This window comes from Nocardioides sp. Z24_21 (assembly GCF_058134345.1).
Map to the genome: position 1 here is coordinate 1 of NZ_JBYTTH010000005.1, position 23258 is coordinate 23258.

Consider the following 23258-nt stretch of genomic DNA (forward strand, 5'->3'; position numbering starts at 1 on the left):
AGGGTCGCGGCGCCGTGCGCGAGCGCGCGGTCGAGGTCGAGGGCGTCGGCGAGGTCGAGCTCGGCCTCGAACCGCATGGTGCCGGCGAAGTGCACGTGCTGGTCGTGGAGGGTGGCGTGGCGGGGGTCGACGTAGAGGTAGCCGTCCTCCGGATCGGAGGCCGGGTCGGGGACGGCGAGGTCGAATCGCTTGATGGTCTCGGCGACGAGGCGGTCGAGCTGCGCCGGCCCGATGCGTCCGGCGACGGCGGCGACCTGGGCGTCCACGAACGCAGCTGCCTCGACCGTCAGCGACGGCGTCGCGTGGATCGTGGCCTCGGCGACCGCCCGGGCCCGCCACGCCGGCACCCGCCCGGCGTGGACCTGGGCCCACAGCCGGGGGAGGCGGTGGCGCAGCTCGAGGGCGTGGCCGATGAGTCTCTTCGCGGCAGTCGTCGAGATGCCGAGGACGCCGCCGAGCTCGGCGACGCAGAACTCCGCCACCAGCGGCGTCCCGGCGCCCGCGATGGGCTCCTCGTGCTCGCAGCCGGGCACGGCGAAAGTCGCCGCGTGGTGGATCGACTCCGGCGGGTGGAGGTCCGCCCACTGAGCCGCCGTGACGAGCAGCCCCGCGGCTGCCCGCTCCTCCGTCGCCTTCTGCTCCCGTGCGAGCGCGAGCAGGCCAGAGGCGGTGAGGTCGTCGACCCCACCTGCCTCCGCCTTCGCCAGCAGTTCGATCATGTGTTCGATTCTACGGCGAGCCACCGACAGCGGACAGGCCTGTGGACGGTGAGTGGTCAGGAACTTCGACCCGGTTCCCGAGGCGGATCTCGCGCCTCTGTCGCCGCGTGCCGCCAAGAGGCCGGGAAGGTCCCGAGGAGCCAGGGAAGTAGGCGCTGCGGGCGGTCTTCTCGACCACGAGGTCCTGCGGACACATGCCCACGCCTGCATCCAGGCGCGTGGCCGGAGGGCCGTCGCCCCCGGACCGGGCGTATCGCTCGGCCACCTCGTGCCGCGCGTGCTCCCGCTCCTCGATGAGCCAGGCGTGGTCGGCAGTGTCGGACGGGGTCGGACGCACCGGTGTCGCCATCCGGCGAGGCTACTGTCCCGACATGGCCCACCGCTTGCACATCCTCCGCGAGATGCGCGAGCAGGACATCCCCGCGGTGGTCGCCGTCCAGGAGCCGGCGGCGGTCGCGGGGTTGTCGGAGGTGTTCCCGCAGGAGCGCTACCCGTTTCCCCGCGAGGTGATCGCGGCCCGGTGGCGGGACGAGGTGGCGGACCCCGGCGTCGAGTGCTTCGTGGTCGAGGCCGACGGGCGGGTGGCGGGTTTCGCCGCGCTGCGGGCCGAGGAGGTGCTGCACTTCGGCACCGCCCTGGACACGTGGGGGAGCGGGCTGGCGACGCTCGCGCACGACGAGCTGGTCGAGCACCTCGAAGCACGTGGCGTCGAACGCCCCCACCTGCACGTCTACGCCGGCAATGCGCGCGGGCGACGCTTCTGGGAGAAGCACGGGTGGCAGCCGACGGGCGAGCCCATCCGCGGCCCCCTCCCGCCCCACGCCGAGCTCCTCACCTACACCCGGCGACCGCCGTCGGAGGCACGATGACCGGGCGTGGCCGTCAGCCCGCCAGCACCGGCAGTCCGGCCTCGTCGACACCCTGGCCGGTCCGGTCGAGGTAGAGGTCGAGGGCCGCCGCGCCGAAGGGCTCGCCGAGCCCGCAGCCGAGCTCGGCGTCGGGGAAGTCGCGGAGCACGTCGGGGTCCGCCAGCACCGCGTCGTACGCCGACTGCCCGTGCGCGATCACCCAGCTCCGGTAGTCGGTGCCCAGGTCGTCGCCGAGGCCGAGTCCCGGTGCGCACAGGTCGTCGGCCACGTCCGAGGCGACCGCGAGCTCGTGGTTGAGCCGGACCAACGACCGGTGGAAGCGCTCGATCCGGCCCGTGCCGTAGGAGTCGAGCAGGTGGCGGAGAGCCTCGGCCTGGGCGACGTCACCGTCCTGCGCGATGACGCACGAGGAGTGCACGATCGACCAGAAGTCGTCGTCGGCGTCGGTGGACGGTGCGCAGTAGGGCGGCGGATCGTCCGACTCCACCCACGCCTCGGTGGTGACCGGCTCGACGGGGTCGCTCGAGCAGCCGGCCGCCACGGTGCACAGCGTCAGCAGCCAGGCCACCACCGCGGCCCGCGTCCGGCCGGTCCTCATCATGGGGCGGAGTCTCGCACACCCACCGCCGCCCGGGGGAGCAGACGACTCACCGGCCGTCGATAGGCTTCAGCACGCCCGACGTACGACCCCCACACACTGACGCGAGGATCACCCATGGCCGGCGGACTGTTCGCCCTGCTCGACGACGTCGCCGCCCTGGCACGGATCGCCGCTGCGAGCGTGGACGACGTCGGCGCCGCCGCGGCCCGCGCGAGCATGAAGGCCGCCGGCGTGGTCGTCGACGACACCGCGGTCACCCCGCAGTACCTCCACGGATCGCCCGCCGCGCGCGAGCTGCCGATCATCAAGAAGATCGCGATCGGCTCGCTGCGCAACAAGCTGCTGTTCATCCTGCCGGCCGCAGTGCTGCTGGGGCAGTTCCTTCCCGAGCTGCTGCCGGTCATCCTCATCTTCGGCGGTGGCTTCCTCGCCTACGAGGGCGCGCACAAGGTGTGGGAGAAGATCAGGGGCCACGAGCCGGTGGCGGCCGCGGCGGAGGACGAGCTCACCGCGACGGGCGAGCTGAGCCCCGAGCACGAGGCGAAGACGATCAGCGGCGCGATCCGCACCGACTTCATCCTCAGCGCCGAGATCATGGTGATCGCGCTCAAGGAGGTCGTCGGCTCCGACCCCGACGCGTCCATCTGGATGCGGGCGATCGTGCTGGCCGTCGTCGCCGTGCTCATCACGGTGCTGGTCTACGGCGTGGTCGCGCTGATCGTGAAGATGGACGACGTCGGCCTGCACCTCGCCGAGAAGCCGTCGAAGGGCTCCCAGCGACTCGGCCTGGCGCTCGTCTCCGCCATGCCGCGCCTGCTCACGGCGATCTCGCTCATCGGCACGCTCGCGATGTTGTGGGTCGGCGGCCACATCTTCCTGGTCAGCCTCTACGAGATCGGCGGGCACGACGGGCTGCTCGAGGGCACGACCTTCGGCGACGTGCTGCACGCGCCGTACGACCTCGTGCACCACTGGGAGGTCGCCGTCCACGACGCCGTGGGTGGCGCGTTCGGGAGCCTCCTCGGCTGGCTGCTCAACACCGTCCTGTCCGGCGTCGTCGGCCTGGTGGTCGGCGCGATCGTGCTGGCTGCCCTGCACGCCGTCGGCATCGGGGGCGGCCACGGCGCCGAGCACGACGCCGAGCACGGCACCGCGGACGGCGCCGCGGACGGCACCGCGGACGGCGCCGAGCACGGCGCGAAGAGCGGCACGACGGCCCGCGACGAGCCCGGCAGGACCGCCGGTTCGACGGCCGTCGAGCCGCCCGCCGAGGATTCTCCGAATCCCTGACGCCGGTCCTACTCTCTTCTGGTCCGCGCGGGAGATCCCGAGGACGCACAGATGTGCGGCGCGAACGGCTCCACCACACCAGGAGACAACTGATGGACTTCAAGGTCGCCGACCTCACCCTCGCCGCCTACGGCCGCAAGGAGATCGAGCTCGCCGAGCACGAGATGCCCGGTCTGATGGCCATGCGCGAGCGCTACGGCAAGGACCAGCCGCTCAAGGGCGCGCGCATCGCCGGCTCGCTGCACATGACGATCCAGACGGCCGTGCTGATCGAGACCCTCGCGGCTCTCGGCGCCGACATCCGCTGGGCCACCTGCAACATCTTCTCCACCCAGGACCACGCCGCCGCCGCGGTCGTCGTCGGGCGTGACGGCACGCCCGAGGACCCGAAGGGCGTCCCCGTCTTCGCGTGGAAGGGCGAGACCCTCGCCGAGTACTGGGACGAGGCCGAGAAGGTCTTCGACTTCGCCGAGGGCGGGCCCAACATGCTCCTCGACGACGGCGGCGACATCACCATGCTGCTGCACCTCGGCGTCGAGTACGAGAAGGCGGGCGCCGTCCCGTCGCAGGACTCCACCGACAACGAGGAGTTCAAGGAGGTGCTGCGCGTCCTGGCCCGCTCGCTCGAGGCCGACCCGCAGCGCTGGACCAAGCGCGCCCCGCTCGTCAAGGGCGTCTCCGAGGAGACGACCACCGGCGTGCTGCGCCTCTACGAGCGCTTCAAGGACGGCACCCTGCTGTTCCCGGCGATCAACGTCAACGACTCGGTCACCAAGTCCAAGTTCGACAACAAGTACGGCTGCCGCCACTCGCTGATCGACGGCATCAACCGCGCCACCGACGTGATGATCGGCGGCAAGGTCGCCGTCGTCTGCGGCTACGGCGACGTCGGCAAGGGCTGCGCGGAGTCGCTGCGCGGCCAGGGCGCCCGCGTCATCGTGACCGAGATCGACCCCATCTGCGCGCTGCAGGCCGCGATGGACGGCTACGAGGTGCGCCGCCTCGAGTCGGTCGTCGAGACCGCCGACATCTTCATCACCACCACCGGCAACTTCGACATCATCACCGTAGAGCACTTCCACAAGATGAAGCACCAGGCGATCGTCGGCAACATCGGTCACTTCGACAACGAGATCAACATGGCCGGCCTGGCCAGGATCCCCGGCATCGTCAAGGACGAGATCAAGCCGCAGGTCCACCAGTGGATCTTCCCCGCCGAGGACGGCAAGCCCGGCAAGAAGGTCATCGTGCTGTCCGAGGGCCGCCTGCTCAACCTGGGCAACGCCACCGGCCACCCGTCGTTCGTGATGTCCAACTCCTTCACCAACCAGGTGCTGGCCCAGATCGAGCTCTTCTCCAAGGCCGACTCCTACGAGCTGGGCGTCCACGTGCTGCCCAAGCACCTCGACGAGGAGGTCGCCCGGCTCCACCTCGACGCCCTCGGCGTCGAGCTGACCGAGCTCACCAAGGAGCAGGCCGCCTACCTCGGCGTCCCGGTCGAGGGGCCCTTCAAGTCCGACCACTACCGCTATTGAGCCGTTCCCGCTTCGCCCCGTCGGGTCATGGCGCCAGCCCTACACTGGCGCCATGACCGACGTCGCCGAGCCCGCGCGGGGCAGCGTGCTCGTCGTGGACGACGACGCGTCCCTGGCGGAGATGCTCTCCATCGTGCTGCGCCAGGAGGGCTTCGACAGCCGCATCGTGGGCCGCGGCGACCTGGCCCTCGACGCGTTCCGTGACTACCGGCCCGACCTGGTGCTGCTCGACCTGATGCTGCCCGGCAAGGACGGCATCGACGTGTGCAAGGAGATCCGCGCCGAGTCCGGCGTGCCGATCGTGATGCTCACCGCCAAGGGCGACACGGTCGACGTGGTCGTCGGCCTGGAGTCCGGCGCCGACGACTACATCGTCAAGCCGTTCAAGCCCAAGGAGCTCATCGCCCGGGTGCGCGCGCGGGTGCGTCGCAACGACGTCACGCAGGACGAGGGCCTGACCATCGGCGACGTGTCGATCGACGTCGCCGGACACTCGGTGACGCGCAACGGCGAGCCGATCAACCTGACCCCCCTCGAGTTCGACCTGCTGGTGTGCCTGGCCCGCAAGCCCTGGCAGGTCTTCACCCGCGAGGTGCTGCTGGAGCAGGTCTGGGGCTACCGGCACAGCGCCGACACCCGGCTGGTCAACGTGCACGTGCAGCGGTTGCGCTCCAAGGTCGAGCACGACCCGGAGAACCCCGAGGTCGTGCTGACGGTGCGCGGTGTCGGCTACAAGGCCGGCAAGTCCTAGGCGCCCTGCGGTGAGCATCCTCGACCGGCTCCCACCGGTGCTGCGGCGCGGGCCCGTCTTCTGGCGGCGCTCGGTGCAGGCGCGCGTCGTGGTGAGCACGGTCCTGCTGTCCGCTGCCGTGGTGGGCATCGTCGGCTGGTTCCTGATGCAGCAGACGCGCGCCGGCCTGCTCGACCACCGGGTCGATGCCGTGGTGCAGGAGGCCGAGAGCGAGACCGAGGCCGCGCGCGCGGCGCTGGCCGCCGCCCCCGGGCTCGACGTCGACGAGTCGGCGCAGCAGCAGGCCCTCGTCGAGCCCATCCAGGCGCGCGGCGCGACCCGCGGCTTCGCCGTCGTGCTGTCACCGCCCATCGGCGAGGGCCTCCGCCTGGCCGACGGCGGCGCCAAGTTCACCGAGGGGCTCGACCTCGCGAGCGTGCCCGAGACGCTGGAGGCCCGCTTCGACGAGGTGTCCCCGACGGCGTGGACCTACACCGACATCCGCACCACCCGCCCGATCCAGGGGCTGCCCAAGGGCCCGGGCATCGTGGTGGGCAGCCAGGTGCGGCTGCCGGCGGACGACAACACCTACACGCTCTACTACCTCTACCCGCTCGCCGAGCAGCAGGAGACCCTCGCCCTGGTCGGCCGCGCCATGCTCATCGCGGGCGTGCCGCTGCTCCTCCTGGTGGCCGGCCTGACGTGGCTCGTCACCCGCCAGGTGGTGACCCCGATCCGGATGGCGCGTCGTGTCGCCGAGCGCCTTGCCGCCGGCCAGCTGCAGGAGCGGCTGCGGGTCACCGGCGAGGACGACCTGGCCCGGCTGGCGACGTCGTTCAACCAGATGGCGTCCAACCTGCAGAAGCAGATCCGCCAGCTCGAGGAGCTCAGCCGGCTCCAGCGGCGCTTCGTCTCCGACGTCTCCCACGAGCTGCGCACCCCGATCACCACCGTCCGGATGGCCAGCGACGTCATCCACGACGCCCGCCCGCACCTCGACCCGGTCACCGGTCGCGCGGCGGAGCTGCTGCAGAAGGAGCTCGACCGCTTCGAGACGCTGCTCGCCGACCTGCTCGAGATCAGCCGCTTCGACGCGGGGGCGGCGGTGCTCGAGGCCGAGGACGTCGACCTCGTCGACGTCGCCCGGCGGGTGGTCGACATGACGTCCGTGCTCGCCGATCAGCGCGACACCCGCGTCGTGCTGCACGACCCCGGCGTGCCGTGCGTCGCCGAGGCCGACGTGCGCCGCGTGGAGCGCATCGTGCGCAACCTGGTCACCAACGCCATCGACCACGCGGAGAGCCGCGACGTCGACATCTACGTCGGCGCCGACGGCCAGTCGGCCGCCATCGCGGTGCGCGACCACGGGGTCGGCCTCGGCCCCGGCGAGTCGGCGATGGTCTTCAACCGCTTCTGGCGCGCCGACCCGGCGCGGGCCCGCACCAGTGGCGGCACCGGGCTCGGGCTCTCGATCTCGCTCGAGGACACCCACCTCCACGGCGGCTGGCTCCAGGCGTGGGGTCGTCCCGGCGAGGGCGCCCAGTTCCGGCTCACCCTGCCTCGACACCTCGGCACCCAGCTGCGCCACTCGCCGCTGCCCCTCGTGCCCCTCGACGCCCGGGTGACGGCGTGAACGCCCGGCGCGCCGTGCGTACGACGGGCGCGGTGGCCGTGGCGGTCCTGCTCGCCGGGTGCGTGCGCATGCCCGTCGAGGGACCGGTCGTGGAGTCGGAGGTCACCACCGACAGCGACGACGCCCCCGGCATCTCCTACGACCCGCGCCCGCCGCAGGCCGGTGAGTCGCCCGGGGAGATCGTCGACGGGTTCTTCGAGGCGATGAAGGCGACCCCGGTGAGCCCCACCGTGGCGCGGCAGTTCCTCTCGAACGCCGCCGCCGAGGCGTGGGCGCCCGAGCAGCAGATCATGACGTACGCCGAGCTGGGTGACGCCACCGCCGGCACCTCGGTCCGGGTGCCGCTGACCGAGGTCAACCGCTACGACGTCCGCGGGTCGTGGAAGCGCACGCAGGGGGAGACCACCGTGCCGCTCCGGCTCGTCGAGGAGGGCGGCGAGTGGCGCATCGACGAGGTGCCCGACGCGCTGATCGTCCCCGACTCGTGGTTCGACGACTGGTACGAGCGCGCCTCGCTCTACTACTTCGACCCGGCGACCGAGGTGCTCGTGCCGGAGCCGGTCTTCGTCCCGCGCGGCGAGCAGTTCGCCTCCTCGCTCGTGCGCGGGCTGCTCACCGGCTCCGCGCAGGACCTGCGCGACGTCACGCGCAGCTACTTCCCGCCCGGCACCACCCACGGCCTCGTGCCGATCACCTCGGGCATCGCCGAGGTGTCGCTGTCGGGCGACCCGGACGCCGTCGACGAGCTGACCGCCCAGCGGATGCTGGCCCAGCTGGTGTGGACGCTGCGGCAGGAGCCGCGGATCAGCGCCGTGCAGCTCAGCATCGGCGGACGGGCCATCGCCGGGCCGAGCGGATCGCCGCAGGTCAGCCTCCAGTTCGGGGGCGCCTACGACCCCAACGGGGTGCCGGCCAGCACCGACCTGTTCGCCCTCGACACCGGGCGCGTGGTCAGCGGCCGGATGGACGAGCTGGTCCCGACCGCAGGACCGCTGGGGCAGGAGGAGTCCGGCTACGACCTGCGCTCCATCGGCGTCAGCCTCACCGGCTCGCGCGTCGCCGGGGTCACGGCCACCGGCACCGAGCTGGTCCTCGCCCCCACCGACGCGCCCTCCGGCGAGGTCGCGACCGTCGTGGTCGGCGCCGCCGACCTGGCGGCCCCGCACTGGGACTACCGCGACCGGATCTGGGTGCTCGACCGCGGCAACGGCCGGGCCAGGGTGATCCAGGTCGTCGACGGGGTCGCCGGCGAGGTCGTCGTGCCCGGGCTCAGCGGCCGGCGCGTCACCGACCTGGTCGTCTCCCGCGACGGCACCCGGCTGGTCGGTGTGGTCCGGGGGCGCAAGGTCGACAGGGTCGTGTCGGTCCGGCTCCGGCACGACGCCGCGGGCGCGGTCATCGGCTTCACCGAGCCGCAGACGCTCGCCCTGCCCGCCGAGGGCAGTGCCCGGATCCGCGACGTCGGCTGGCGCTCGCCCACCACGGTGTCGGTCCTGAGCGTCATCAACGACGACTACTCCGACGTGCGCACGCTCGCGGTGGACGGTGCCCCCGGCGAGATCGCCGCGGGCGGCGCGACGCTGCTGCGCGGGCCGACCCGGGTGCTCGTGTCGAGTCCTGCCGACGGTGAGGTCTACGCCCTGGCCGGCCGCGCCGTCACCAGCGTTACCCGCCCCGAGCGTGCGGTGCCCGACCTGCCGCAGGGCCTGCGCGCGCTGACCTACGTCGGCTGATCCACAGCCGCCGCGACGGGGGTTGTCGTCGTACGCCTCGGGCTGCTGGCATGGCGGCGTGCTCGACGAGGCGCTCGACCTGTTCCTCGGCAGCCGGTGCGTGGGGTGCGACCTGCCGGGCCGGATGCTGTGCCCGGCGTGCCGGGCCGGGCTGTCGCGCACCGCGGGGATCGCGTGGCCCTCGCCCGTCCCCGAGGGGCTGGTGCCGCCGTGGGTCGCGGAGTCCTACGACGGCGCCGTCCGCGCCCTGGTGGTCGGCCACAAGGACCGCGGCCAGTGGGGGCACCGACGGGTGCTCGGCGACCTGCTCGCCCGGTCCGTGGGCGCCGCCGCGGCGGGCCTCGACCCCCGCGTCCCGCTGCTGCTCGTCCCGGTCCCGTCGAGCCCCGGCGCGGGTCGCCGGCGCGGCTACGAGGCCACCGCCGCGCTCGCCCGGGCGGCCGCGTCGCGCCTGCGGGGCGAGCGTCCGGTCGAGGTCGCGCCGCTGCTCGTCTCGCGGGGTGCCGCGGACCAGGCCGGGCTCGACGCGGCGGGCCGTGCGGCCAACGTCGCGGGCTCGATGCACTGTCCCTCCCGCGCGCTGGCACGCGTGGCTCGTCGCCGTCGCGCGGCCTTCGTCGTGGTCTGCGACGACGTGGTGACCACGGGGTCGACCGCCCGCGAGGCCCAGCGGGCGCTCGAGGCGGTGGGCCTGCCACCGGTCGCCGTGGCCGCGGTGGCCGGCACCCGACGGCGTGACCGGGAGGGCCGGTCGGAAGGCCCATCGGGCGGAGGAGGGCGTGGCGGCCCGACTGGTGGCCCCACTGTTGGTTCGCGACAGGGGAGGGGCTAGCGTTTTGTCATGGAGTCCGCCCGGGTCCGTGGTTGCGTCACGGAGAGGGCTGTGCGCCGCACCGCGAGGTGGGACGCCAGGCCAGACCCGTGGCAAGCCGATGCCAGTCGCAGGCGAAACGGTCCACGTAAGTCCCCGGGCACTGCGGTGCTCCGCAGCGCGCTGCCCGAGGGACGATCACGGTGCGGCTTAGAAGTAAGTCCTGCCCCGTCTCCGGCACCAGATGTGCCGGATGCCGGGAGAAGGCCAGTAGTGACGGAGAAGTTGCGAACGTCTCAGCAGGCGGTTGTGGGGTCGAAGACCAGGTCGGCCGGGCGGGCTCCATCCCACCCCGCCGCGGCGGTGTGCCGCCGTGGCTACCTGGAAGGGTGCGGACCGTTCGCTAGTTGAGGAGGTTCACATGGAGGTTGTGGTCACGGGACGGCACTGCGAGGTGTCCGACCGGTTCCGCGAGCACGTGTCCGAGAAGCTCACCCGCCTGGAGAAGCACGACCACCGCATCATCCGCGTGCAGGTCGAGGTGGCCGTGGAGAAGAACCCCCGCCAGGCCGACCGGTCCACCAGGGTCGAGCTCACCGCCTTCTCGAAGGGCCCGGTGATCCGCGCCGAGGCAGCGGCCGAGGACAAGATGGGGGCGCTCGACCTGGCCCTCGACAAGATGCAGGCGCAGATGCGCCGTGCCGCCGACCGGCGCCGGGTCCACAAGGGACGCAACGAGCACCTGTCGGTCGGCGAGGCGCTGGCAGCGCTGCCCGAGGTGGACGACACCGACAGCGACGCCGACGCCGACACCGAGGTCGTCGAGCACAAGGTCGGGCCGATCACCGTCACCGGCGAGGGTCCGCTCGTGGTGCGCGAGAAGTCGCACACCGCGTCCCCGATGACGCTCGACCAGGCGCTCTACGAGATGGAGCTCGTCGGGCACGACTTCTACCTGTTCGTCGACAAGGAGAGCGAGCGTCCTGCGGTCGTCTACCGCCGCCGCGGCTACGACTACGGCGTCATCTCGCTCGAGCTCGACTGACGCTTCACCTGCCCCCGGTCACGCGCGCATGACATGATGCGCGCGTGACCGAGGCAACAGCAGTTGGCACCGAACCCGTCCGTGTCCTGGTGGTCGACGACCAGGAGCTGTTCCGTCGCGGCCTGATCATGCTGCTCGGCGGCGACAGCGACATCGAGGTGGTCGGCGAGGCCGCCGACGGCATCACCGCGACCGACCTGGCGATCACCACGGCGCCCGACGTGATCCTCCTCGACGTCCGCATGCCGCGCCGCACCGGCGTCGAGGCCTGCCGGGCGATCAAGGAGGCCGTGCCGGCCACCAAGATCATCATGCTGACCGTCTCCGACGAGGAGGCCGACCTCTACGAGTCGGTCAAGAACGGCGCAGCCGGCTACCTCCTCAAGGACTCCTCGATCGAGGAGGTCGCCCAGGCGGTCCGCGTGGTCAACGAGGGCCAGTCGCTGATCAGCCCGTCGATGGCCGTCAAGCTCATCGACGAGTTCAAGCAGATGTCCAAGCCCGAGCGCGAGCAGGGCCCGGCGCTGCGGCTCACCGAGCGTGAGCTCGAGGTCCTCCGGCTGGTGGCCAAGGGCCTCAACAACCGCGAGGTCGCCAAGGAGCTCTTCATCTCGGAGAACACCGTCAAGAACCACGTGCGCAACATCCTGGAGAAGCTGCAGCTGCACTCCCGCATGGAGGCGGTCATGTACGCGATGCGCGAGAAGCTGCTCGACCTGCCCTGACGAGCGGCTGAGGGTGTCGGTGCCGTCTGGTTGAGTGCGCGACGTGGACCAGCTCACGAAGCTCCAGGCCCGGCGCATCGCGCTGGCCGCGCAGGGCTTCACCGATCGCCCGCACGCCACGCCGTCCATGGCGACCCTCGAGCGCACGCTCGCGCGCACCGGCGTGCTCCAGGTCGACTCGGTCAACGTGCTCCAGCGCGCGCACTTCATGCCGCTCTACTCGCGGACGGGTCCCTACGACGTCGAGCTGCTGCGTCGCGCGCAGACCCACACGGCGCGCCGGCCGCGCCGGCTCGTGGAGTACTGGGCGCACGTCCAGGCGCTGATGCCGGTCGAGTTGTGGCCGCTGATGCGCCACCGGATGGAGAAGTACCGCGGCGAGCGCGGCAAGTGGGGGTTCACCGCCGACCCGAGGCTCGAGCCGCGGGTGCTCGACGCCGTGCGCGAGCGCGGGCCGGTGACGGCGCGCGACCTCGAGGACGACCTCAGCACCGGGCCGCGCACCAGGGAGCACTGGGGCTGGAACTGGTCCGAGGCCCGCAAAGTCCTCGACTACCTCTACCTCGTGGGTGACGTCGCGGTGGCCGGTCGCAACAGCCAGTTCGAGGTGGTCTACGACCTTCCCGAGCGGGTGCTCCCCGCCGCCGTCCTCGCCGCGCCCACGCCTACCCCTCAGGAGGCGGTCACCGAGCTCGTCCGCAGGGCGGCCCGCTCCCACGGCGTGGCGAGCGCCGCGTGCCTGGCCGACTACTACCGCCTGCGGCTGCAGCCCGCGCCGGGGAAGGCCAGCGCGAAGGCCGCCGTCGACGAGCTCGTGGAGTCGGGCGAGCTGGTCCCGGTCGCGGTGCAGGGCTGGAAGCGCGCGGCCTACCTCCACCGCGACGCCCGGCTGCCGCGCCGCGTCGGTGCCCGGGCCCTCCTCAGCCCCTTCGACCCCGTGGTGTGGGAGCGCAGCAGGGCCGAGGCCCTGTTCGACTTCTTCTACCGCATCGAGATCTACGTGCCGGCGGAGAAGCGGATCCACGGCTACTACGTGCTGCCGTTCCTCCTCGGTGACCGCCTGGTCGCCCGTGTCGACCTCAAGGCCGACCGGGCGTCGGGGCGCCTGCTCGTCCCGGGCGCCTTCGCCGAGGCGTCCGCCCCGCCGGAGACGGCCGACGAGCTCGCGGGCGAGCTGCGCCGGCTGGCCGGGTGGCTGGGCCTGGACGACGTGATCGTGGGGGAGCGGGGCGCGCTGTCGCGTGCATTGGGAGCGGCGTTGTCGAGGTAGGTACAGTTACCACTCGTGCCTGCCATCATCGACAAGCTCCTCCGCATCGGCGAGGGCAAGATCCTCCGTGAGCTCGAAGCCGTGTCCAAGGCCGTCAACGCCATCGAGGACGACTTCGTCTCGATGAGCGACGAGGAGCTCCGCGGGATGACCGATGAGTTCCGCGAGCGGCTCGCCAACGGGGAGACGCTCGACGACATCATGCCCGAGGCGTTCGCCACGGTCCGCGAGGCGAGCAAGCGCGTGCTCGGCATGCGTCCCTTCGACGTGCAGGTGATGGGCGCCGCGGCGCTCCACCTGGGCAACATCGCCGAGATGAAGACCGGTGAGGGCAAGACGCTCGTCGCCGTGCTGCCGTCCTACCTCAACGCCCTCGAGGGCAAGGGCGTCCACGTCGTCACGGTCAACGACTACCTCGCGAAGTTCCAGTCCGAGCAGATGGGCCGCGTCCACCACTTCCTCGGCCTCACGACCGGCGTGATCCTGCCGTCGATGCGCCCGGCCGAGCGCCGCGAGGCCTACGCCTGCGACATCACCTACGGCACCAACAACGAGCTCGGCTTCGACTACCTGCGCGACAACATGGCCGACTCGGTCGAGGAGTGCGTCCAGCGCGGGCACAACTTCGCCATCGTCGACGAGGTCGACTCGATCCTCATCGACGAGGCCCGCACCCCGCTGATCATCAGCGGCCCGACCCAGGACGAGGTCAAGTGGTACGGCGAGTTCGCCAAGGTGGCGCGGACGCTGGTGCGTGACACCGACTACGAGGTCGACGAGAAGAAGCGCACGATCTCGGTGCTCGAGCCCGGCATCACCAAGGTCGAGGACCACCTCGGCATCGACAACCTCTACGACTCGGTCAACACCCCGCTCATCTCCTTTCTCAACAACTCCATCAAGGCCAAGGAGCTGTTCCGCAAGGACAAGGAGTACGTCGTCATGGACGGCGAGGTGCTCATCGTCGACGAGCACACCGGCCGCATCCTGGCCGGTCGCCGCTACAACGACGGCCTGCACCAGGCCATCGAGGCCAAGGAGGGCGTGACCGTCCGCGAGGAGTACCAGACCCTCGCCACCATCACGCTGCAGAACTACTTCCGCCTCTACGACAAGCTCTCCGGCATGACCGGCACGGCGATGACCGAGGCCTCGGAGTTCGACAAGATCTACAAGCTCGGCGTCGTCCCGATCCCGACCAACCGCCCCATGCTGCGCGTCGACAACGTCGACCTCGTCTACCGCACCGAGGAGGCGAAGTACGACGCTGTCGCCGACGACGTCGCCCAGCGCCACGAGAAGGGCCAGCCGGTCCTCATCGGCACCGTGTCGGTGGAGAAGTCGGAGTACCTCTCCGACCTGCTCAAGAAGCGCGGCATCCCGCACACCGTCCTCAACGCCAAGCAGCACGCCGACGAGGCCAAGGTCGTCGCGCTGGCCGGCCACAAGGGCGCGGTCACCGTCGCGACCAACATGGCCGGTCGAGGCACCGACATCATGCTCGGTGGCTCGGTCGACTTCCTCGCCGACCAGGAGCTGCGCAAGCAGGGCCTCGACCCCGCCGAGGACCCCGAGGCCTACGACGCCGCGTGGCCCGAGATGGTCGAGCGGATCAAGGCCCGGGTCGCGGCCGAGCACGACGAGGTCAGGGAGCTCGGCGGTCTCTACGTCGTCGGCACCGAGCGTCACGAGTCGCGCCGCATCGACAACCAGCTGCGCGGTCGCTCGGGCCGTCAGGGCGACCCCGGGGAGTCCCGCTTCTACCTGTCGCTGCAGGACGAGATGATGCGGCTGTTCAAGTCGGAGTGGGTCGACCGGATCCTCACGGTCCTCAAGGTCCCCGACGACGTGCCGATCGACGCCAAGCGCGTCAGCAACGCCATCGCCGGCGCCCAGGCCAACATCGAGTCGCAGAACTTCGAGTCGCGCAAGAACGTCCTCAAGTACGACGACGTGATGAGCCGCCAGCGTGAGGTCATCTACGCCGAGCGCCGCCGCGTGCTCGAGGGCGCCGACCTCGGCGAGCAGATCCGCGGCTTCCTCGACGACGTGATCGCCGGCTACGTCCGCGGCGCGACCGAGGGCTACGCGGAGGAGTGGGACCTCGACGGCCTGTTCACCGCCCTGGGCCAGCTCTACCCGGTCGGCCTCACCAAGGAGGGCGTCATCAAGGCCGCGGGCGGCCCCGAGGGGCTCACCCGTGAGTCGCTGATCGAGGACCTCCAGCGCGACGTGCAGGAGGCCTACGACCGCCGCGAGGACGAGATGGGCGAGGAGGTCCAGCGCGAGCTCGAGCGCCGGGTCGTCCTCTCCGTGCTCGACCGCAAGTGGCGCGAGCACCTCTACGAGATGGACTACCTCCGCGAGGGCATCTACCTGCGCGCCTACTCCCAGCGCGACCCGCTCGTGGAGTACCAGCGCGAGGGCTTCGACATGTTCACCGCGATGATGGACGGCATCAAGGAGGAGTCGGTCGGCTTCCTGTTCAACCTCCAGGTCGAGGTCGAGGAGGAGGACGACGACGCGGCCGGCGAGCCCGCCCAGGGCGAGGTGATGGCGGCCGCTCCGCAGGCGCCGCAGGTCTCCGCCGCGACTCCCCAGATCGACTTCGCCCAGGCGCAGTCGCACGGACCGACCATCCGCGCCAAGGGCCTCGACAAGCCCAACCGCCCCAAGAACCTGTCCTACAGCGCACCGTCGGAGGACGGCGAGGCCGAGGTCCACGCCGCACCCGACGCCGAGGGCGACCCGTTCGCCGGCGTGGGCCGCAACTCGCTGTGCCCCTGCGGCTCCGGGCTGAAGTTCAAGCGCTGCCACGGCGCCCCGGGCGGCGCCAGCGGTCGCGCGACCATGGGCGGCTGACGAGCGGGATCAGCCGAGCTCGAGCGCGACGCACTGCCAGCGCTCGCGGACGACCTCGAACCGCGCGGCCACCGCGCGGGAGCGGCGGCCGTAGCGCACGTGCGCGCTCGCCTCGAGCGCGTCGCAGCGGATCAGGGCGGTGCGCACGCCGACCACGACGGGACGCGCGGGGTTGGGCGCGCGGACCCGACCCGGCGCGAGCCCGCCCGCCGCCGCCACGGTGCGGGCGCGTACGGACAGCGAGTCCACCACCTCCGGCACCGCGTGGCGCAGGAGCTGGGTGACCGGCCGGTCGCCGGCGGCGATCTCCACGGCGGCCTGCAGGCAGCGGCCGACGAATGCGTCGACCTGCTCCCGCGAGGCCCGCTCCAGGTCGACGAGGTCGCTCGCGCGGGTGCTGCGCAGCCGGGGGCGCGGGGGAGCGGTGCGCGGGGTCAGGTCGAGCGCGAGCGCCCCCTGGACGCTGGCCCTGCCCGGGGCGGGTCGCAGGACGACGACCTCGGCGTCGGCGGTGTCGGGAGTGCTCATTGTCGTTCTCCGTCCGTGTCGGTGTCTGTGCCCGTGGGGATGTCGGTGTCGGGGTGGCTGGCGGGCAGGCGGAGCGCCTGGCCGGGATGGATCAGGTCGGGGTCGTCGCCGACCACGGCGCGGTTGTGGTGCCAGATGGCGCGCCACCGGGTCTCCGTGTCGGTGCCGGGCGCGGGGTGCGCCCGCGCGATCGACCACAGGGAGTCGCCCGCCCGCACGACGTAGTCCTCCTCGCCCACCGGGCGGCCAGCGGGGGAGGAGTCCGCGGGCGCCGCGCGATGCGCGCCGGTGCGCGCGACCACGGCGGGCGTGACGGCCCGCTCGGGGAGCCGGAGCCCGGCGAGCACCTCGGCGCCGTCGCCTGCCGCGGCCTGGGCGGGAAGTGCCCCGCCGGCCACCACGGCCACGCCGCAGGCGGCGAGCACCAGGCGGCGCGCGGCCCCACCACCCGTCGGGACCGAGCCCCTCGCGAGCGCAGCCACCGTCACCGACGTCACCACCCAGAGCCAGGCCAGCGCCGCGGCCAGCGCCGTGGCGCACCCGGCGACCACGACCTCGGCGGTGCGGTCGGCGGAGGCCGAGCCCTGCCCCGCCTCGTGCCAGGCGGCGGGCAGCGACCATGCCGCCGAGGCGGCGGCAGCGCTCGACCCCAGCCACACGGCGCCCCACCGGCCTGCACGCATCCCCCGAGACATCGCAATCCTTTCGTTTGCGTGTGTTTGATTCATTCAACGTCTGGATGTGGCTGTCGTCAACGGCTGTTCCACAGCCCCGCGCCGCCCTAGGCTGCGGTCATGTCCTGGGAGCACGAGCTGTTCGCGCTGCTCGACGACCTCGAGGGGCAGGCGGCCGCGGCGTGGGAGGCCGACCGGGAGGCCGAGCTCGCCGACCGGGTCCGCACCGAGTACGGCACGGTCACCCTCGCCAGTCGGCTGATGGCCTCGCGCGGACAGGACGTCGCGCTCGACCTGCCCCACCTCGGGCGGCTGGAGGGCAGGCTGTCCCGGGTGGCGGAGGACTGGTGCCTGCTGGGCGCGGCGGGGCAGGACTGGATCGTGCCGCTGCGCGCCGTCACCGCGGTGCGCGGCGCGAGCGGGCGCTCGGTGCCCGAGGTGGCGTGGTCGCCGGTCGACCGGCTCGGTCTGCGCGCGGCCCTGCGCCGCGTGGCCGACGCGGGTGAGCGGTGCGTGGTGCACCTCGTCGACGGCACCCGCCACGAGGCGCACGTCGAGCGCGTCGGCGCCGACTTCGTGGAGTGCCGCGACCCGGCCGGTCGGGCGGTGCTGGTCCCCTACGCAGGGCTGGTGGCCGTGCAGAGCCGAGAGGACTGAGCCCGGGTCAGGGGTCAGGTGGCCTCGACGTCGTAGGGCGGCACCTGGCCCTCGGGGAGCGAGGCCTGCCGGGCGGACCGGGCCTCCTCGCGGTCGACCTCCGCCATCGCCTCGGTGATGTGCTTGCGCACGATCGAGCGCGGGTCGAGGTCGCGCAGCTCCAGGTCGGCGTACTCGGGGCCGAGCTCGCTGCGCAGCTCGTCACGGGCGTTGGTGGCGAGCCCGCGGGCCCGGTGGAGCAGCTGGGCGGCCTGCCGCGCGAGGTCGGGCAGCTTGTCGGGACCCAGCACGATGACCGCCACGAGGGCGATCACGGCCAGCTCGAGCAGCCCGACGTCGAACATGCCCCAGAACCTACTGCCTGGCCCCGGTCAGAACTTGCTGGACGGGGTCAGCCCGAGCTGCATGCCCGCGAGACCACGGCCGCGACCGGACAGGGTCTCGGCGACCCGGGTGAGCTCGCGCGCGGCCGGGGCGGTCGGGTCGGCCTCCACGATGGGCTTGCCGACGTCGCCGCCCTCGCGCAGCGAGATGTCGAGCGGGATCTGGGCCAGCACCGGCACGTCGTAGCCGAACCGCTCCGAGAGGGTCCGGGCGACCCGGGCGCCACCGCCGCTGCCGAAGACCTCGAGGCGGTGGTCGTCCTCGGCCGGGCAGTGCGGGCAGGGGAGGTAGCTCATGTTCTCGACGACGCCGACGACCCGCTGGTGCATCATCGAGGCCATCGTGCCGGCACGCTCGGCGACCTCGGCGGCCGCCTCCTGCGGGGTGGTGACGACGACGACCTCGGCGTTGGGCAGGTGCTGGCCGAGCGAGATGGCCACGTCGCCGGTGCCGGGCGGCAGGTCGAGGAGCAGGGCGTCGAGGTCGCCCCAGTAGACGTCGGCGAGCATCTGCACGAGCGCGCGGTCGAGCATCGGCCCACGCCAGGCCACGACCTGGTCGCGGCGCGGCTTGAGCATGCCGATCGAGATCACCGAGACCCCGGACGGCGTCGGCACCGGCATGATCAGGTCGTCGACCTGCGTCGGGCGGGCGTCGGCGATGCCGAGCATCGCCGGCACCGAGTGGCCGTAGATGTCGGCGTCGACGACGCCGACCTTGAGGCCCTGGGCCGCCATCGCCAGCGCGAGGTTGACCGTGACGGACGACTTGCCGACGCCGCCCTTGCCGCTGGCGATCGCGTAGACCTTGGTCAGCGAGCCGGGCTGGGCGAAGGGGATCTCGCGCTGGGCGCGGCCGTCGCTGAGGATCTCCTTGAGGCCGGCGCGCTGCTCGGCGCTCATCACGCCCAGGGTGAGGTCGACCGAGGCGACGCCCGGGACCTTGGTCACCGCCGCGGTGACGTCGCGGTTGATGGTGTCCTTGAGCGGGCAGCCGGCCACCGTCAGCAGCACGTGCACCGCGACCGAGCCGCCCTCGGCGACCGCGACGGAGTCGACCATCCCCAGGTCGGTGATGGGGCGCTTGATCTCCGGGTCGTTGACGGTCGCCAGGGCGTCCATCACCTGCTGCTGCGTGGGGGTGCTCATGATGCAGAAGTCTACGAGCCGCCCCGTGACCTCACGGTCCCGGCTCGTCGCCGGGTGCCCGGCGGGACAGGTCCTCGATGTCGCCCATCAGCCCGCGCAGCTCCGAGCGGAGGAAGTCGCGGGTGGCGACCTCCCCGACGGCCATGCGCAGCGACGCCACCTCGCGGGCCAGGAACTCCATGTCGGCCTGCGACTGCGCGTTGACCCGGCGGTCCTGCTCGGCGAGCACCTTGTCCCGGTTCTCCTGGCGGTTCTGGGCGAGCAGGATCAGCGGCGCGGCGTACGACGCCTGCAGGCTGAGCATCAGCGTCAGGAAGATGAACGGGAACTCGTCGAAGCGCAGGTCGGTGGGCGCGAGGGTGTTCCACGCGAGCCAGGCGGCGACGAACATCGTCATCCACAGCAGGAACTTCGCGGTGCCCATGTAGCGCGCGAACGACTCGGCGAAGACACCGAACGCGTCGGCGTCCACCGTGGGCCGGCGCACCAGCGGGCGTCGCGTCTCGCGGGGCGTGTCGAGCCGCGGGCGACGGTCTGCGCTCATCGGGCACCTCCGGCGATGGGCCCGGGCCGCGGGGCACGGTCGCGCCAGCCCTCGGGCAGCATGTGGTCGAGCAGGTCGTCGACCGTCACCGCCCCGATCAGCCGCCCCTCGTCGTCGACGACCGGCGCGGCGACCAGGTTGTAGGTGGCCAGGTGGGCGGCCACCTCGTCGAGGGAGGCGTCGGGGCGCAGCGGGTCCATCGACTCGTCCAGCGCCGCCGCGACCAGGGTCGACGGCGGCTCGCGCAGCAGCCGCTGGATGTGCGCGGCGCCGAGGAGGCGCCCGGTGGGCGTCTCGAGCGGCTGGCGGCACACGTAGACGAGCGCGGCGAGGGCCGGGGTGAGCTCGGGGTTGCGCACCTGGGCGAGGGCGTCGGCGATGGTCGCGTCGGGGGAGAGGATCACCGGCTCGGGGGTCATCATCGCGCCGGCGGTGTCGTCCTCATAGGACATCAGCCGCCGCACGTCCTCGGCCTCGTCGGGCTCCATCAGTCCCAGCAGGGTCGCCGCGATCTCGGGCCTGAGGTCGGCGATGAGGTCGGCGGCGTCGTCGGCCGACATCTCCTGGAGCACGTCGGCGGCGCGCTCGGAGTCGAGGTGCTCGAGGATCTCCACCTGGTCCTCGTCGGGCAGCTCCTCGAGCACGTCGGCGAGGCGCTCGTCGCCGAGCGCCGCCACCACGGCCGTCCGCCGCTCCGGCGGGAGGTCGTGGATCACGTTGGCCGCGTCGGCCGGTCGCATGTCGTTGAGCGCCGCGATCAGGTGGGTGGCGCCCTGGGTCGGCTCCTGCCGGGTCAGCCCGGTGACGTCGCGCCACTCCACGACATGGGTCTGCCCCCGGCGCCGGAACCCCCTGCTGGGCTCCTGCACCGCGACCCGGGAGAGCACCCAGTCGCGGTTGCGCGCCTGCTCCATCGCGACGTCGTAGACCACGCCCGTCACGCCCGACTCCTTGATGGTCACGGTGCGGTCGAGCATCTGGCCCACCACGAGGGTCTCGGTGGACCGCTGCTCGAAGCGCCGCATGTTGAGCAGCCCTGTGGTGTGCACCTGACCGCTGTCGATGGCGGTGATGCGGGTCATCGGCACGAAGATCCGGCGTCGGCCGAACACCTCGGCGACCATGCCGAGGACGCGCGGCTGGCTCGTCTCGGTGCGGAGCGCGACCACCAGGTCGCGCACCTTGGCCACCTGGTCGCCCTGCGGGTCGAAGATCGGCAGCCCGACGAGCCGGGCCACGAAGACGCGGGTCGGGGTGGTGCTCACGCCCGCCACCGTAGCGTGCCGCGTCCTCCGCGAACCGCTGTCCGCGCCGGGGGGTTGGTGTACGCTGAAGTCGCACGAGTCACTTCCGTCACATCGACCGGGGCCCGGGCCAAGCACGCGATGCGTGCGGTGAGGGGTCGCGGTCGGGTCACCTCGACGACGCCACTTCCCCGACATCTGTGAGGCCCGTTCCATGTCCGGTTTCCTGTCCGGCACGACCGCTTCCGCGCGCACCTCCTCCCCCCGAAGCCCCCGAAGCCTGCGTCGCCTCTGCGTCGGCGGGCTCGCCCTCGCGACCGCGCTGCTGGTGGCCCCGGCCGCCACCGACGGCCCCGCGACGGCCCGCGCGGCCGAGCCGGCCGCGACGCCGGTGGCCGCGCGCGCGCTCGACACCGCCCAGACCACGCCGGCCACCTCGTTCCGGGTGGGCAACTTCAACGTCCTCGGCGCCGACCACACCGCTCCCGGCGGCAAGCGCAAGGGCTGGGAGTCCGGCGTGGTGCGGATGGACCGGGTGGTCGGCCTCCTGCAGGAGAACCTGCTCGACGTGGTGGGCTTCCAGGAGTTCCAGCCGCCGCAGGCGCTGCGCTTCCAGGAGCTGATGGGCACCTCGTGGCAGACCTACCCGGGCATCGACAACCCGGCCGGGCCGTCGGTGAACTCGATCGGCTGGCGCACCGACGTGTGGACCCTCCTCGAGGCCCGCACCATCCCGATCCCCTACTTCGACGGCGTGCCGAGCCGGATGCCGGCCGTGCTGCTCCAGAACATCGACACCGGGCGCCGGGTGTGGTTCTTCAACACCCACAACCCCGCCGACACCCGTGGGCCCGCCCAGGCGTGGCGCAACACCGGCTTCGCGATGGAGGTGGCGCTCGCCAATGAGCTGCGCGCCGCCTACCCCGACGCCCCCTTCATCTCCCTCGGCGACAAGAACGAGCGCGGCAGCGACTACTACTGCGCCGTGGCCCCTGGTGCGGACATGTGGTCCGCCAGCGGTGGCTACGTCGACGGCAGCACGTGCCAGCCGCCCAGCGGCGGTGCGATCGACTGGATCTTGGGCACCAAGGACGTGTTCTTCAACAGCTACACCCGCGTGTGGAACGACTACGTCTCCCGCACCAGCGACCACCCGCTCTACTACGCCAATGCGGTCGTCCCCGCCTCGGCGCCCGTCGGCGTCGACCACGTCGTGGTCGTGGCCGTGCCCGGCCTGACCTCGAACGCGGTACGCGGCACGAGCGCCCCCGGGGAGGCCTCGCGGATGGCCACCAACGGCGCGTCGACCACCAATGCGCGCACGGCGACCGAGAACACCGGGCCCGACGCCAACCTGATGTCGCTGCTCAGCGGCCGACGCGTCTTCCCCAAGGCGGGCGGCCACGGCGTCGGTGCCACGAAGAAGCTGCCCTCGACGGTGCACGACTCGGCCGGGCAGTACGTCTCGAGCGTCTTCGACCTCGCGCACAACAACTCCGCGCGCACGATGTTCGCCTCGAGCCGTCAGGAGACCGGGCTCGTGCTGCGCAGCTGGAACCGCAAGACGGGCGGCAAGGACCCCTACGGCGTCGACGACGGCCCGGCGAAGATCGACCGGTTCAAGATCATGCGTGACGACTCGCGCAGCGTCGGCTGGTGGCGCGACACCATCGCGCGCAAGCCCGCCCAGCTGAGCGTGATCGAGCTGTCGGGCGTGCTCGACGCCGGTCTCGACGGCGGCTTCCGGGGCAAGGACTACGAGAAGGCGGTGCGCAAGGCCTTCCAGCGCGTCGCGAGCATCCGTCGCAGCATCGCCAAGTCGCCGACCATGGGTGGCACGACGCTGCTGGTCGTCACCGGCACCGGCGGCGCGCAGAAGGCGCGTGGCTCCTCCCGCACCTGGGCGCAGAGCTACCGCGTGCCCATGTGGGTGACCGGCCCGGGTGTCCCGGCCGGCAGCGACCTCTACGGGCTCAACCCGTCGGCCACCTCCCCCGGCAAGCAGCAGGTCGGCTACTCCGGCGCCCAGCCGATCCGGGTCGGCGACCTCACCAACCTCGTCACGCGCGCCCTCGGCGTGCCGCCGGTGCCGGGCTCGACGATGAACACCGAGCAGCGCTTCCAGGCCTTCGACCCGCTGCTGGTGCCGGGGTCCTGATCGGCGATATTTGCTCCCCGGTGGCGGCGCCCGGTTAGGGTTGGCTCTCCGAGCCGTCCACGCCCGGCGTGGAGTCTCCGCCGGGGGCAGTCGGCTCA

The 23258-nt window shown here is 72.3% G+C and carries 21 protein-coding genes; 13 read left to right on the forward strand and 8 right to left on the reverse strand.

Annotation, left to right across the window (positions count from 1 at the left end; translation table 11 throughout):
• On the reverse strand, positions 1-719 hold a 719-nt coding region (locus AC3X7Z_RS15370; protein WP_489976481.1), incomplete at its 3' end, for a DUF222 domain-containing protein.
• A gap of 371 nt (positions 720-1090) precedes the next feature.
• On the opposite strand from AC3X7Z_RS15370, the gene AC3X7Z_RS15375 reads away from it, so the two are divergent.
• Positions 1091-1588, forward strand: a complete 498-nt coding sequence (locus tag AC3X7Z_RS15375; protein WP_489976482.1) for a GNAT family N-acetyltransferase — start codon at positions 1091-1093, stop codon at positions 1586-1588.
• A gap of 13 nt (positions 1589-1601) precedes the next feature.
• Here the strand turns inward: AC3X7Z_RS15375 and AC3X7Z_RS15380 are convergent, their stop codons facing one another.
• A complete protein-coding gene (locus AC3X7Z_RS15380) occupies positions 1602-2189 on the reverse strand; it encodes a DUF4240 domain-containing protein (RefSeq protein WP_489976483.1) in 588 nt (195 codons plus the stop codon).
• Positions 2190-2303: 114 nt separating this feature from the next.
• On the opposite strand from AC3X7Z_RS15380, the gene AC3X7Z_RS15385 reads away from it, so the two are divergent.
• From AC3X7Z_RS15385 to secA, 10 genes are all read left to right on the forward strand, one after another.
• Positions 2304-3479 carry a DUF808 domain-containing protein gene (locus AC3X7Z_RS15385; RefSeq protein ID WP_489976484.1) on the forward strand — a complete coding sequence of 392 codons (1176 nt, stop codon included), beginning with the start codon at positions 2304-2306 and terminating at the stop codon, positions 3477-3479.
• 92 nt (positions 3480-3571) lie between these two features.
• Positions 3572-5014, forward strand: coding sequence for an adenosylhomocysteinase (gene ahcY / locus AC3X7Z_RS15390; RefSeq protein ID WP_186341450.1), 1443 nt, complete (start codon positions 3572-3574; stop codon positions 5012-5014).
• A gap of 52 nt (positions 5015-5066) precedes the next feature.
• Positions 5067-5765 carry an MtrAB system response regulator MtrA gene (mtrA, locus tag AC3X7Z_RS15395; RefSeq protein WP_489976485.1) on the forward strand — a complete coding sequence of 233 codons (699 nt, stop codon included), beginning with the start codon at positions 5067-5069 and terminating at the stop codon, positions 5763-5765.
• A gap of 10 nt (positions 5766-5775) precedes the next feature.
• Positions 5776-7377, forward strand: a complete 1602-nt coding sequence (mtrB, locus tag AC3X7Z_RS15400) for an MtrAB system histidine kinase MtrB (RefSeq protein ID WP_241005347.1) — start codon at positions 5776-5778, stop codon at positions 7375-7377.
• The gene (locus AC3X7Z_RS15405; protein WP_186341452.1) at positions 7374-9110 is read left to right on the forward strand and encodes an LpqB family beta-propeller domain-containing protein; all 1737 of its coding nucleotides are present in this window, start codon (positions 7374-7376) and stop codon (positions 9108-9110) included. The genes mtrB and AC3X7Z_RS15405 overlap by 4 nt, the downstream gene beginning before the upstream one ends.
• A 58-nt stretch (positions 9111-9168) precedes the next feature.
• A complete protein-coding gene (locus AC3X7Z_RS15410) occupies positions 9169-9942 on the forward strand; it encodes a ComF family protein (RefSeq protein WP_186341453.1) in 774 nt (257 codons plus the stop codon).
• Positions 9943-10342: 400 nt separating this feature from the next.
• Positions 10343-10966: a ribosome hibernation-promoting factor, HPF/YfiA family gene (gene hpf, locus AC3X7Z_RS15415; RefSeq protein WP_186341454.1), complete on the forward strand. Its 624-nt coding sequence runs from the start codon at positions 10343-10345 to the stop codon at positions 10964-10966.
• An 89-nt stretch (positions 10967-11055) separates the two neighbouring features.
• The gene (locus AC3X7Z_RS15420) at positions 11056-11691 is read left to right on the forward strand and encodes a response regulator transcription factor (RefSeq protein WP_241005348.1); all 636 of its coding nucleotides are present in this window, start codon (positions 11056-11058) and stop codon (positions 11689-11691) included.
• A 43-nt stretch (positions 11692-11734) separates the two neighbouring features.
• Positions 11735-12961, forward strand: a complete 1227-nt coding sequence (locus AC3X7Z_RS15425; protein WP_206054524.1) for a winged helix-turn-helix domain-containing protein — start codon at positions 11735-11737, stop codon at positions 12959-12961.
• Between the two features lie 15 nt (positions 12962-12976).
• Positions 12977-15823 carry a preprotein translocase subunit SecA gene (secA, locus tag AC3X7Z_RS15430; RefSeq protein WP_489976486.1) on the forward strand — a complete coding sequence of 949 codons (2847 nt, stop codon included), beginning with the start codon at positions 12977-12979 and terminating at the stop codon, positions 15821-15823.
• Between the two features lie 9 nt (positions 15824-15832).
• Here secA and AC3X7Z_RS15435 read toward each other — a convergent pair whose 3' ends face one another.
• Positions 15833-16351 carry an Rv3235 family protein gene (locus tag AC3X7Z_RS15435; RefSeq protein ID WP_489976487.1) on the reverse strand — a complete coding sequence of 173 codons (519 nt, stop codon included), beginning with the start codon at positions 16349-16351 and terminating at the stop codon, positions 15833-15835.
• Positions 16348-17034 carry a LysM peptidoglycan-binding domain-containing protein gene (locus tag AC3X7Z_RS15440; RefSeq protein WP_489976488.1) on the reverse strand — a complete coding sequence of 229 codons (687 nt, stop codon included), beginning with the start codon at positions 17032-17034 and terminating at the stop codon, positions 16348-16350. The genes AC3X7Z_RS15435 and AC3X7Z_RS15440 overlap by 4 nt, the downstream gene beginning before the upstream one ends.
• A 111-nt stretch (positions 17035-17145) precedes the next feature.
• On the opposite strand from AC3X7Z_RS15440, the gene AC3X7Z_RS15445 reads away from it, so the two are divergent.
• Positions 17146-17682: a hypothetical protein gene (locus tag AC3X7Z_RS15445; protein ID WP_489976489.1), complete on the forward strand. Its 537-nt coding sequence runs from the start codon at positions 17146-17148 to the stop codon at positions 17680-17682.
• A gap of 14 nt (positions 17683-17696) precedes the next feature.
• Here AC3X7Z_RS15445 and AC3X7Z_RS15450 read toward each other — a convergent pair whose 3' ends face one another.
• The 4 genes from AC3X7Z_RS15450 to AC3X7Z_RS15465 are packed head-to-tail and all read right to left on the reverse strand — an operon-like array spanning position 17697 to position 21023.
• Positions 17697-18026 (reverse strand): sec-independent translocase, encoded by a 330-nt coding sequence (locus AC3X7Z_RS15450; protein WP_186341459.1) that lies wholly within the window; start codon positions 18024-18026, stop codon positions 17697-17699.
• Between the two features lie 27 nt (positions 18027-18053).
• Positions 18054-19214: an Mrp/NBP35 family ATP-binding protein gene (locus AC3X7Z_RS15455; protein ID WP_489976490.1), complete on the reverse strand. Its 1161-nt coding sequence runs from the start codon at positions 19212-19214 to the stop codon at positions 18054-18056.
• 31 nt (positions 19215-19245) lie between these two features.
• Positions 19246-19758, reverse strand: coding sequence for a DUF1003 domain-containing protein (locus AC3X7Z_RS15460; RefSeq protein ID WP_186341461.1), 513 nt, complete (start codon positions 19756-19758; stop codon positions 19246-19248).
• Entirely contained in the window at positions 19755-21023 is a 1269-nt protein-coding gene (locus tag AC3X7Z_RS15465) for a magnesium transporter MgtE N-terminal domain-containing protein (RefSeq protein ID WP_186341462.1), read from the reverse strand. The genes AC3X7Z_RS15460 and AC3X7Z_RS15465 overlap by 4 nt, the downstream gene beginning before the upstream one ends.
• A 193-nt stretch (positions 21024-21216) precedes the next feature.
• Here AC3X7Z_RS15465 and AC3X7Z_RS15470 point away from each other — a divergent pair, with 193 nt between their 5' ends.
• Complete coding sequence (locus AC3X7Z_RS15470) at positions 21217-23160, forward strand: endonuclease/exonuclease/phosphatase family protein (RefSeq protein WP_489976491.1); 1944 nt, start codon at positions 21217-21219, stop codon at positions 23158-23160.
• Positions 23161-23258 lie beyond the last annotated feature (98 nt).